The sequence below is a fragment of the Streptomyces sp. NPDC056222 genome, from assembly GCF_042264065.1.
Taxonomy (GTDB): Bacteria; Actinomycetota; Actinomycetes; order Streptomycetales; family Streptomycetaceae; genus Streptomyces.
Genome location: NZ_JBHJTL010000128.1, coordinates 1 through 10,575 on the forward strand (window position 1 = coordinate 1; position 10,575 = coordinate 10,575).

General features: G+C 72.2%; 11 protein-coding genes. 8 read left to right on the forward strand and 3 right to left on the reverse strand.

Going from position 1 to position 10,575, the window contains the following annotated elements; translation table 11 throughout:
* Positions 1-110 precede the first annotated feature (110 nt).
* The gene (hutU, locus tag ACFC0D_RS35275; protein WP_376445232.1) at positions 111-1,775 is read right to left on the reverse strand and encodes a urocanate hydratase; all 1,665 of its coding nucleotides are present in this window, start codon (positions 1,773-1,775) and stop codon (positions 111-113) included.
* A gap of 103 nt (positions 1,776-1,878) precedes the next feature.
* Here hutU and ACFC0D_RS35280 point away from each other — a divergent pair, with 103 nt between their 5' ends.
* From ACFC0D_RS35280 to ACFC0D_RS35305, 6 genes are all read left to right on the forward strand, one after another.
* Positions 1,879-3,195: a diaminopimelate decarboxylase gene (locus ACFC0D_RS35280; protein ID WP_376445235.1), complete on the forward strand. Its 1,317-nt coding sequence runs from the start codon at positions 1,879-1,881 to the stop codon at positions 3,193-3,195.
* An 83-nt stretch (positions 3,196-3,278) separates the two neighbouring features.
* The gene (locus tag ACFC0D_RS35285; protein WP_376445238.1) at positions 3,279-3,743 is read left to right on the forward strand and encodes an SRPBCC family protein; all 465 of its coding nucleotides are present in this window, start codon (positions 3,279-3,281) and stop codon (positions 3,741-3,743) included.
* Positions 3,744-4,122: 379 nt separating this feature from the next.
* Positions 4,123-4,524 carry a hypothetical protein gene (locus ACFC0D_RS35290; protein ID WP_376445241.1) on the forward strand — a complete coding sequence of 134 codons (402 nt, stop codon included), beginning with the start codon at positions 4,123-4,125 and terminating at the stop codon, positions 4,522-4,524.
* Entirely contained in the window at positions 4,521-5,279 is a 759-nt protein-coding gene (locus tag ACFC0D_RS35295) for a transcriptional regulator (protein WP_376445243.1), read from the forward strand. The genes ACFC0D_RS35290 and ACFC0D_RS35295 overlap by 4 nt, the downstream gene beginning before the upstream one ends.
* A 41-nt stretch (positions 5,280-5,320) precedes the next feature.
* Entirely contained in the window at positions 5,321-5,713 is a 393-nt protein-coding gene (locus tag ACFC0D_RS35300; protein ID WP_376445246.1) for a roadblock/LC7 domain-containing protein, read from the forward strand.
* A 36-nt stretch (positions 5,714-5,749) separates the two neighbouring features.
* Positions 5,750-6,121 (forward strand): hypothetical protein, encoded by a 372-nt coding sequence (locus tag ACFC0D_RS35305; RefSeq protein ID WP_376445249.1) that lies wholly within the window; start codon positions 5,750-5,752, stop codon positions 6,119-6,121.
* Between the two features lie 34 nt (positions 6,122-6,155).
* Here the strand turns inward: ACFC0D_RS35305 and ACFC0D_RS35310 are convergent, their stop codons facing one another.
* On the reverse strand, positions 6,156-7,019 hold the full coding sequence (locus ACFC0D_RS35310) for a MurR/RpiR family transcriptional regulator (protein WP_376445252.1): 864 nt from the start codon (positions 7,017-7,019) through the stop codon (positions 6,156-6,158).
* Between the two features lie 96 nt (positions 7,020-7,115).
* Between ACFC0D_RS35310 and ACFC0D_RS35315 the strand changes: the two genes are divergently transcribed.
* Positions 7,116-7,532 (forward strand): hypothetical protein, encoded by a 417-nt coding sequence (locus ACFC0D_RS35315; protein WP_376445255.1) that lies wholly within the window; start codon positions 7,116-7,118, stop codon positions 7,530-7,532.
* A 252-nt stretch (positions 7,533-7,784) separates the two neighbouring features.
* On the opposite strand, the gene ACFC0D_RS35320 is transcribed toward ACFC0D_RS35315, so the two are convergent.
* On the reverse strand, positions 7,785-9,182 hold the full coding sequence (locus ACFC0D_RS35320; RefSeq protein WP_376445257.1) for a cystathionine beta-synthase: 1,398 nt from the start codon (positions 9,180-9,182) through the stop codon (positions 7,785-7,787).
* A gap of 104 nt (positions 9,183-9,286) precedes the next feature.
* Here ACFC0D_RS35320 and ACFC0D_RS35325 point away from each other — a divergent pair, with 104 nt between their 5' ends.
* The gene (locus ACFC0D_RS35325; RefSeq protein WP_376445260.1) at positions 9,287-10,315 is read left to right on the forward strand and encodes an SGNH/GDSL hydrolase family protein; all 1,029 of its coding nucleotides are present in this window, start codon (positions 9,287-9,289) and stop codon (positions 10,313-10,315) included.
* Positions 10,316-10,575 lie beyond the last annotated feature (260 nt).

The window sequence follows — 10,575 nt, forward strand, 5'->3', positions numbered from 1 at the left end:
GCGCCGGCCTCCGGCGTCGGCGGCGGCCCTGGCGTCGCGGGGGTCGCCGCCTCCCGCGGCGCGGGGGCCTTGGGGCCCCAGCGACCGCCACATGGCGTGGAAACTCTCACTCACGCGGAGTCACCCTCGCGCATCGGGACGCGTACGCCCTTCTCGTCGGCGACCCGCTCCGCGATGTCGTAGCCCGCGTCGACGTGGCGGATGACGCCCATGCCCGGGTCGTTCGTCAGGACGCGGCGGATCTTCTCGCCCGCGAGGGCCGTGCCGTCCGCGACCGAGACCTGGCCCGCGTGGATGGAGCGGCCCATGCCGACGCCGCCGCCGTGGTGGATGGAGACCCAGGACGCGCCGGAGGCGACGTTGACCATGGCGTTCAGGAGGGGCCAGTCGGCGATCGCGTCGGAGCCGTCGAGCATCGCCTCGGTCTCGCGGTACGGGGAGGCCACCGAGCCGCAGTCGAGGTGGTCGCGGCCGATCGCGAGGGGTGCGGCGAGGGTGCCGTTGCCGACCATGTCGTTGAACATGTCGCCCGCCTTGTCGCGCTCGCCCTGGCCGAGCCAGCAGATGCGGGCGGGCAGGCCCTGGAAGTGGACGCGCTCGCCGGCCATCTTGATCCAGCGGTGGAGGGACTCGTTCTCCGGGAAGAGCTCCAGGATCGCCTTGTCCGTCTTGTGGATGTCCGAGGCCTCGCCGGAGAGGGCGGCCCAGCGGAACGGGCCCTTGCCCTCGCAGAACAGCGGGCGGATGTACGCCGGTACGAAGCCGGGGAAGGCGAACGCGCGGTCGTAGCCGGCCAGCTGGGCCTCGCCGCGGATGGAGTTGCCGTAGTCGAAGACCTCGGCGCCGGCGTCCATGAAGCCGACCATGGCCTCGACGTGCTTCGCCATCGACTCGCGGGCGCGGGTCGTGAACCCGGCCGGGTCCTTGGCGGCGGCGTCGGCCATGTCCTCGAAGGCCACGCCGACCGGCAGGTAGGACAGCGGGTCGTGGGCCGAGGTCTGGTCGGTCACGATGTCGATCGGGGCGCCTTCGGCGAGCATCTGCGGCAGCAGCTCCGCCGCGTTGCCGAGCAGGCCGATGGAGAGCGGCCGGCGGGCGTCACGGGCCTCGGTCGCGAGCGCCAGGGCGTGGGCGAGGTTGTCCGCCTTCACGTCGAGGTAGCGGTGCTCGATGCGGCGCTCGATGGCGCGCGGGTCGACGTCGATGCAGATCGCGACGCCGTCGTTCATCGTCACGGCGAGCGGCTGGGCGCCGCCCATGCCGCCGAGGCCGGCGGTCAGGGTGATCGTGCCGGCCAGGGTGCCGTTGAACTTCTTCGCCGCGACGGCGGCGAAGGTCTCGTAGGTGCCCTGGAGGATGCCCTGGGTGCCGATGTAGATCCACGAGCCGGCCGTCATCTGGCCGTACATGGTCAGGCCCAGCTGCTCCAGGCGCCGGAACTCCTCCCAGTTGGCCCAGTCGCCGACCAGGTTGGAGTTGGCGATGAGGACACGCGGGGCCCACTCGTGGGTCTGCATGACGCCGACCGGGCGGCCGGACTGGACGAGCATGGTCTCGTCCTGCTTGAGGGTGCGCAGCGTGCGCACCATCGCGTCGAAGGAGCGCCAGTCGCGCGCGGCCTTGCCGGTGCCGCCGTAGACGACGAGCTTGTCGGGGTGCTCGGCGACCTCGGGGTCCAGGTTGTTCTGCAGCATCCGGAGGGCGGCCTCCTGCTGCCATCCCAGGGCGCTCAGTTCCGTACCGCGCGGGGCCCGTACGGGGCGGGGTCCTGACATGGGGAAGCCTCCTCCGATGTGAATCAGTTATTCACATCCTGGACTGCTGAATACTTGTAGTCAACAGCTGCGGTGCCACCCGTCCCGGTGGTCCCATGGACACATGGCTTCCCACCGTCGCGATCAGGCCGTCCGAGCCGCCGTCGAACAAGGCCTCCTCTCCCCCACCGAACCGGTCGTCGCCCTCCTCGACACCGCCGGAATCCGCACCTCCGCCGCCGCCCTCGTCTCCGCCTTCGCCGCCGTCACCGACGCACCCGTCCTGCACGCCTTCGCCGTGAAGGCCTGCCCGCTCGTGCCCGTCCTGCGCCTGCTCTACGACTGCGGTCTCGGGGTCGAGGTCGCGAGCCCCGGCGAGCTGGCCCTCGCCCGCGCGGCCGGCGTCCCGCCCTCCCGTACGGTGCTCGACTCGCCCGCCAAGACGCCCGCCGAGCTGCGTCACGCCCTGGCGCTCGGGATCGCCGTCAACGCCGACAACCTCCAGGAACTTGCCAGGATCGACGCGCTCATCGCCTCCGCACCGACCTCGAGCCCGCTCGGGCTGCGGATCAATCCGCAGATCGGGGCGGGTCTGATCGGCGCGCTCTCGACCGCGACCGCCACCTCCAAGTTCGGGGTCGCGCTGCGCGACGTCGGCGCCCGCGAGGCCGTGGTCCAGGCGTACCTCGACCGGCCCTGGATGCGCCGGGTGCACACCCACACCGGCTCGCAGGGCGTTCCGCTCGCCTTGATGGCCGAGGGGGTCGCGGCGGCCTACGACCTGGCCGAGGAGATCAACGCCAAGGCCGGACGGCAGCAGGTCGACACCGTCGACATCGGCGGCGGACTGCCGGTGAACTTCGCCTCCGACGAGGAGACGCCGACCTACGCCGAGTACGCCGAGCTGCTCGCCGCCACCGCCCCCGGCCTGCTCGACGGGCGCTACGGGCTCGTCACCGAGTTCGGGCGCTCGCTGCTCGCCAAGCACGGCACGGTCCTGGCCCGTGTCGAGTACACCAAGACCTCGGGCGGCCGCCCCATCGCGGTCACCCACGCCGGGGTCCAGCTCGCCACCCGTACCGTCTACGACCCCGTCTCGTGGCCCCTGCGCGTCCTCGCGTACGACTCCGACGGCCGGCCCCGCGAGGAGGAGGAGACCGTCCAGGACGTGGCCGGACCCGCCTGCTTCGCCGGGGACCTGCTCGCCACCGCCCGCCCGCTGCCCCTGCTGCGGCCGGACGACATCGTCGCGGTGCCGGACACCGGCGCGTACTACTTCGCCCACCACTACGCGTACAACAGCCTGCCCCGGCCCGCTGTCCACGGCTTCACCGTGGGCGACGAGGGACGGGTGGCGTTCGCGACCGTGCGCGGGGCGCAGACCCTCGACGAGATCGTCGCCGAGGCGGGCGGGGACCGGACGGAGGCCCTGCTGCCGTAGCACTGCGGGCGTAGCACTGCGGGCGTAGCACTGCGGGCGTAGCACTGCGGGCGCTTGTCCGACCCCGGTGGTTCGATGGATCCATGGCTACCAAGAGCGTCGTCGTCGAACGCCGGATCGCGGCGTCTCCCGGGCCCGTCTGGGAGGCGCTGACGGACCTGAAGGACATGGAGCGGGTCCTGAGCGGTGTGGAGCGGGTCGAGGTGCTGACGGAGGGCGCCTTCGGCGTGGGCACCCGCTGGCGCGAGACCCGGCGGATGATGGGCAAGGAGGCCACGGAGGAGATGACCGTGACCGAGGCCGAGCCGCCGGACCGCTATGTGACGGTGGCCGACTCGCACGGAATGCACTACGTCTCGGAGATCGCGCTGCGGCCGGACGGGGCGGGTGCGACGACGGTACGGATGACGTTCTCGGCGAGCCCGGCCGAGGGCAGCCGCATGGGGTTCCTCGCCAAGCTGCTGAGCGGCCTCGGCGCCAAGGCGGTGAGCCGGGCGCTCGCGAAGGACCTGGACGACGTGGCGGCGTCGGTGGAGCGCCGCCACTGACACCGGCCGACCCCTGAGCCTGCCCCCCCCCCCCACGGACACAGGCCCCGCCACCAAGGCCGGCCCGCACCTGATGCTCGTCCGCCACCGGCCTTCGTCCGGCGTGCCCGCTCGCGGACCGCTCGGCGGACGCGTACGTCCGGGCCGGTGTGCTGCTCGCCATCGGGATCGGGCCGTGAGTGCTCGACAAAGTCGTCCTCCGCGTACGCGGGGACGACTGGGCAGGGCAGGCCCAGGGGAGCCGACCGCCGAGGGCGAATTCAACCAAGCCGACGGCATGTTCCGATGGAAAATGCCAGAACTCCTACCCCCGACCGGAACGTTGAGTAACGTCTCCGTCACTGCCGTACCCGCACGCCGCATCGGGAGGGGAACCCGCGTGCCCGGAATCGACGAGTGCCTGCTGGAGGCCATGAGCCTGCCGGGCGCACGCGGGGCCTGGCTGGTCGACTGGACCAGCGGACTCGCCCTCGGCACGGCGGGCGACTCGCCGGTCGGCGACCACGAGACGACCGCGGCGGAGGCGGCCGAACTGGCGCGAGCAGCAGCGGAGTACGACTCCTTCGCCCACGGCCCCCTGCACGACGAAACGTTACCCAAAGGGCCGCCCGTCGAGGACCTGATCGTCACAGCCCGCGGCGGCTACCACGTCCTCCGCTTCGTCGAGACGGCCTTCGACAGCAGCGTCTTCCTGCACCTGTGGATCGACCGTGACACCGGGAACCTCGCCATGGCCCGTATCCGGCTGCGCGACCTCGCCGAAAGGCTGGTCCTCGGATGACCGTCTCGCCGATGCTCACCCGCCTCGCGGCCGAGCGCGCGACCGGGGCCCTGCTGCGCGACCACGGCACGCTCTATCTCGTCGACGGCCGCGTCGTGCACGCCGAGAGCCCCGCCGCGCCCGGCCTCGACGTCCTGCTGACGGCCGGCGGACGACTGCCCCGCGAGGGCTGGGACGAAGCCGTCAACCGGGCCGGGGCGCGCCGCGAGGTCGGCCGGTTCCTGGTGGACAGCGGCCGCCTGCACGACGGCGAACTCCAGATATGCCACCTCGGCGCCGTCTTCGACGCGGCGTTCTTCGCGCTCGGACCCGCCAGCGGCCCCACCCGCTTCCGCTACGGAGTCGCCCACTGGTTCGGGCAAGTGCGGCCGGTCTCCACCGAGGCCGTCGAGCGCGAGACCGTACGCCGCCGTGAACTGCTGGACAGCGTCTGGCCGTACGGGGCCGTGGACACCGCCCCGGTCGTGCCCCGTGCCGCCGCCCCCGGACAGGCGGTGAGCCTGCGTCAGCGGGCCCTGCTGGCCGCCGCCGACGGAGCCCGTACCCCGGCGGACATCGCTCGGCTGCTCGGCCGCCCGGCCTTCCACACACTGCTCGACATCCGCCGCCTCGCGGCCGCCGGCCTCGTCGAGACCCCGCTCGAACCCTTACCGGCCGCCCAACCCGCCGTCCCCACCTGGGTCGGCGAGGTCGCGGTCGATCCGGACATCGCCCTGCTGCGCCGGCTCCGTGACGCCCTGGAGGCAAGCCTGTGATGAGGCGTGCCCTGCGCATGCGCGCCGAGAGGAGACAACTGATGTCGGCAGAGGCCGAGGTGCTCGGCGAGCTGAGACGGCTGCGGGCCCGACTGCCCCAGCTCACCGGGGCGCTCGCGGCGAGCGCCGACGGCCTGGTCCTGGCCCAGGACACGGTCGACACCGAGGCCGAGGTGGTGGCCGCGCTCACCGCGGCGGCGCTCGGCGTCGGGCAGCGACTGGCCGACTCCACGGGCCAGGGCGGCTTCCGCGAGCTGCTCGTGCGCGGCGAGAACGGCTATGTCGCCACGTACGCGGCCGGCGGCTCCGCCGTCCTCACCCTGCTCGCGGAGCCCCGGATCAACGTGGGGCGGCTTCATCTGGAGGCGCGGCGGTCGAGTGCCCGGATAGGCGAGCTGGTCGACGGGGCCCTGGAACGCAAAGACCTCAACTGATCCCAACCACAGATACGAAAAGGAAGTGCGACACCCATGGCGAACACCGAGACCTCGCTGAAGGAAACCATGGCCATCGAGGGCGCCGTCGGCGCGGCGCTGGTCGACTACACCAGTGGCATGGCCCTCGGCACGATCGGAAGTACCAAGGAGTTCGACCTCACCGTGGCCGCGGCGGGCAACACGGACGTGGTCCGCGCCAAGGTCAGGACGATGGAGATGCTCGGCCTCAAGGACGAGATCGAGGACATCCTGATCACGCTCGGCGGCCAGTACCACCTGCTCCGGCTGCTCAAGGGGCGCAACTCCACCGGCCTGTTCCTGTACCTGGCGCTGGACAAGGACCGCTCCAACCTGGCGATGGCCCGCCACCAGCTGAAGCGGATCGAGGCCGAGCTGGAGGTCTGATCCCCGGTGCCGGGACCGGCCCACGGGCCGCCCCCTACTCCACGAAGAGTCCCCGCTCCGCCGCCTTCGCGTCGAACTCCTCGAGCCGCGCCTGGGCGTCCGGCAGCTCGTCCGCCATCGCCTCCAGAAGCACCCGGCCGAGCAGCATCGGAGCGCAGGCCGTGTCGAAGGCGAGCCCGGTGCCGACGGCGGCGGGGATCAGCAGGTCGCTGTGGGCGGCGACGGGCGCGAACGCCGACTCGGCGACCGTCACGACGGTCAGTCCGGCCGCCCGCGCGTACTCCAGGGCCTCCACGACCTCCCTGGGGTGGCGCGGCAGCGCGAAGCAGAGCAGTGCCGTCGCCCCGGCCCGTACGGCCGCGTCGACGCGGTCCGTGAGCATCGAGCCGCCCTCGTCGAGGAGGCGGATGTCGGGGTGGACCTTGGCGGCGAAGTACGCGAAGCCGCGGGCCTGGGAGGAGGCGGCGCGCAGACCGAGGACGGGCAGCGGCCGGGAGGCGGCGAGCAGCCGCCCGGCGCGCTCGACGGGCGTGGGGTCGGCGAGCAGCTCGGCGAGATGGCGGAGGTTCTCGATCTCGGCGAGGACGGCCTGCTGGTACTCGTTGTGCTCGCTCGTCCCGCCCGCGGGCTTCCGCTCCGGAGCGACCTCGCGCAGATGGCGGCGCAGCGCGGGGTAGCCGTCGAAGCCCAGGGCGACGGCGAAGCGGGTGACGGAGGGCTGGCTGACGCCGGCGAGCTCGGCCAGCTCCACGCTGGACAGGAACGGCACGTCGCCGGCCCGGCGCACCATGCAGTGCGCGATGCGCCGCTGTGTCGGTGTCAGCCGGTGCCCTTCGAAGAGCGCCTGAAGCCGTCCGGCCGGGCTGTCACTCACGCCGTCCCCCTTTTGCCTATTCATCCTCCTCGAACTCTGCATGAGGATATGCAGCAGGGCAAGAAAAAGCGGGGGATAGCCCTACTGACGTGAGGGTCCGGGCTCTCTACCGTGGCGAGCATGGATACGCGCGACCCTGACAGGACCACCGAGCTCAAGAGCGAGCTGGACGCCACCCTGCACGCCCGGCGGGAGCTGGGCACGGAGTACGAGGCCGCTCTGATCGAGTCCTTCCTCGGCAAGGTGGAGCAGAGCCTGGACGCCACGGTCGACCGCCAGGTGCGGCGCCGGCTGGCCGAGCAGCAGGTGGCGACCATCCGCGGGGTCCGGCCGCCGGGTTCGGGCGCGGAGGGCTTCGGTGAGCGCTACGGGTTCGGGATCATCTCGCTGGTCCTGGCGATCCCGCTGTCCGCGATCGCCGTCAGCCAGGCGAACCTGGAGGGTCTGATCGTGGCCTGGCTGGGCATCGTGGGCGTGAACTTCGTCCACGCGTTCCGGGGCCGGCTGCCGAGGCGCGGCGATACCGAGGACTTCTAGCGGAACGATGTGGCGCGGGGACCGCCGCACCCCCGTTGCCGGGGGGCGGGACGACGGCGGTCCCCGCGGGGGACACGGGCCCGGGTCAGGGCCGGTCTCCGCGTCCGGCGGCGTCTTCAGGAGTCCGGGAGCCGCTCCGTAGTCCTTGACGCCGACAACGACCAATGTGCCGGACGCGTGTTAAGCGGGTGCTGCGGGTACGTGTCGCGCTCGTACCGTTTGCGCGAACGCCCGCTCGACTCGCGGTTCGAGCTACTTCGCGGCGCCCTTGGCCCCGCCGTTCGCCAGGAAGGCGAGCAGGTCCTGACGGCTCACCACACCCGTCGGCTTGCCCTCGACCAGTACGGTCGCCGCGTCCGCCTCACCGAGCACGGACATCAGGTCGGCGACCGGCTCGCCGGAGCCGACCTGCGGCAGCGGGGCGCTCATGTGACGCTCCAACGGGTCCTCCAGGGAGGCCCGCTTGGTGAACAGCGCGTCGAGGAGCTCGCGTTCGACGACCGAGCCGACGACCTCGGCGGCCATGACGTCCGGGTGACCGGCGCCCGGCTTGACGATCGGCATCTGGGAGACGCCGTACTCCCGCAGCACCTCGATGGCCTGACCGACCGTCTCCTCCGGGTGCATGTGGACGAGGGAGGGCAGTCCGCCCTCCTTGTGACGCAGCACGTCGGCGACGGTGGCGGAGGAGGTGTCCTCCAGGAAGCCGTAGTCGGCCATCCACTCGTCGTTGAAGATCTTGGAGAGGTAGCCGCGGCCGGAGTCCGGAAGGATCACGACCACGATGTCGTCCGGGCCGAGGTCCTTGGCGACCTCGAGCGCCGCGACGACCGCCATGCCGCAGGAGCCGCCCACCAGGAGGCCCTCCTCCTTGGCGAGGCGGCGGGTCATCTGGAAGGAGTCCTTGTCGGAGACGGCGACGATCCGGTCGGTGCCGTCACGGTCGTAGGCGGTGGGCCAGAAGTCCTCGCCGACGCCCTCGACGAGGTACGGACGGCCGGAGCCGCCGGAGTAGACCGAGCCCTCGGGGTCGGCGCCGACGATCTGGACCGTGCCGCCGCTGACCTCCTTCAGGTACTTGCCGGTGCCGGAGATGGTGCCGCCGGTACCGATGCCCGCGACGAAGTGGGTGATCTTCCCGTCCGTCTGCTCCCACAGCTCGGGACCGGTGGTCTCGTAGTGCGAGCGGGGATTGTTCGGGTTGGAGTACTGGTCGGGCTTCCAGGCGCCGGGGGTCTCACGCACGAGCCGGTCCGAGACGTTGTAGTACGAGTCGGGGTGCTCGGGGTCCACCGCGGTGGGGCAGACCACGACCTCGGCGCCGTACGCCCGCAGCACGTTGATCTTGTCCGTGGACACCTTGTCGGGGCAGACGAAGATGCACTTGTAGCCCTTCTGCTGGGCCACGATGGCGAGCCCGACGCCGGTGTTGCCGGACGTGGGCTCGACGATGGTTCCGCCGGGCTTGAGAGCACCGCTCTCCTCGGCCGCCTCGATCATGCGCAGGGCGATGCGGTCCTTGACCGAGCCGCCCGGGTTGAAGTACTCGACCTTGGCCAGGACGGTGGCCTGCAGGCCCTCTGTCACATTGTTGAGCTTCACCAGCGGGGTGTTGCCGACGAGGCTGATCATCGAGTCGTGGAATTGCACCGTAATCTCCGGGGTCTCCGTAATGGTGCAGCCAGCGTATGCGTAGTCGGAGCGGGTTACGGGGCAGTTAGATCCTGAACGGCTTGAAGGAGGTGACTGCCCCCATGTCGAGGGCGAGGGTGGCACGGCGGATCGCGGCGGGCGCGGCGTACGGCGGTGGGAGCATCGGGCTGCTCGGTGCGGCGGCGGTGGGTGTGCTTCTGGCCGAGGTGCAGCTGGCGAAGAGGACGGTCGGGGGTGGGGTGGCGCCGCTGCCACCGGGGGCGGACGGGCTGTACGGCCGTTCCTTCGAGACCACGGACCCGGCCTCGCCCCCGCTGCGGCTGGCCCTTCTGGGTGATTCGACTGCGGCGGGCCAGGGGGTGCGCCGGGTGGGTCAGACGCCGGGGGCGCTCCTGGCCTCCGGGCTCGCGGCGGTGGCGGAGCGCCCGGTGATCCTGCGGAACGTGGCGCTGCCGGGAGCACGCTCGGACGACCTGGAGCGTCAGGTGTCGCTGCTGCTGGCGGCTCCTGCGGGGCCGCCGGACGTGTGCGTGATCATGATCGGGGCGAACGACGTCACGCACCGGATGTCGGCGACGGAATCGGTGCGGCTTCTCGCCGCGGCGGTGCGGCGGCTGCGGACGGCCGGGGCGGAGGTGGTCGTCGGGACCTGCCCGGACCTGGGGACGATCGAGCCGGTGTACCAGCCGCTGCGGTGGCTGGCGCGGCGGGTGTCGCGGCAGCTGGCGGCGGCGCAGACGATCGTGGTGGTGGAGCAGGGCGGGCGGACGGTGTCGCTGGGGGACCTGCTGGGGCCCGAGTTCGCGGCGAATCCGCGGGAGATGTTCGGGGCGGACAACTACCACCCGTCGGCGGAGGGGTACGCGACGGCGGCGATGGCCGTGTTGCCGACGGTGTGCGCGGTACTGGGCGTGTGGCCGGAAACGGACCGCCTGGAGCCGGACCGTCACGAGAACATGCTGCCGGTGGCGAAGGCGGCGGCGGAGGCGGCGAAGGAGGCGGGCACGGAGGTCACGGGGGCGCGGGCGCCGTGGGCGCTGCTCAAGCACCGCCGGCGCCGTCGCCTCGCGGAGCCGCCACCGGCCACACCGGAGCCGACCCCGTCCCCGGAGGAGGCCCACCGCCCCTGACGAGGACTCCGGGCTACGGCGCCGCGTGCATGCCATCGCCTCGGGCCAGGCCCCACCCACCCCCGTGTGGGCAATCCCCCCGGGCAGGGCACCCGCCCGCCCCCGACATGGCAATCGCCCGGGGCTGGGCACCCGCCCCCGCCCCGTGCGTGCCATCGCCTCGATCCAGGCCCCACCCACCCCCGTGTGGGCAATCCCCCCGGGCAGGGCACCCGCCCGCCCCCGACATGGCAATCGCCCGGGGCTGGGCACCCGCCCCC

What these genes read in the sequence shown, in the direction of transcription:
- ACFC0D_RS35325 (WP_376445260.1), top strand. Translation starts at nt 9,287, where the DNA reads ATGTCGAGGGCGAGGGTGGCACGGCGGATCGCGGCGGGCGCGGCGTAC.
- hutU (WP_376445232.1), bottom strand. Translation starts at nt 1,775, where the DNA reads ATGTCAGGACCCCGCCCCGTACGGGCCCCGCGCGGTACGGAACTGAGC.
- ACFC0D_RS35305 (WP_376445249.1), top strand. Translation starts at nt 5,750, where the DNA reads ATGGCGAACACCGAGACCTCGCTGAAGGAAACCATGGCCATCGAGGGC.
- ACFC0D_RS35285 (WP_376445238.1), top strand. Translation starts at nt 3,279, where the DNA reads ATGGCTACCAAGAGCGTCGTCGTCGAACGCCGGATCGCGGCGTCTCCC.
- ACFC0D_RS35300 (WP_376445246.1), top strand. Translation starts at nt 5,321, where the DNA reads ATGTCGGCAGAGGCCGAGGTGCTCGGCGAGCTGAGACGGCTGCGGGCC.
- ACFC0D_RS35315 (WP_376445255.1), top strand. Translation starts at nt 7,116, where the DNA reads ATGGATACGCGCGACCCTGACAGGACCACCGAGCTCAAGAGCGAGCTG.
- ACFC0D_RS35280 (WP_376445235.1), top strand. Translation starts at nt 1,879, where the DNA reads ATGGCTTCCCACCGTCGCGATCAGGCCGTCCGAGCCGCCGTCGAACAA.
- ACFC0D_RS35295 (WP_376445243.1), top strand. Translation starts at nt 4,521, where the DNA reads ATGACCGTCTCGCCGATGCTCACCCGCCTCGCGGCCGAGCGCGCGACC.
- ACFC0D_RS35310 (WP_376445252.1), bottom strand. Translation starts at nt 7,019, where the DNA reads ATGAATAGGCAAAAGGGGGACGGCGTGAGTGACAGCCCGGCCGGACGG.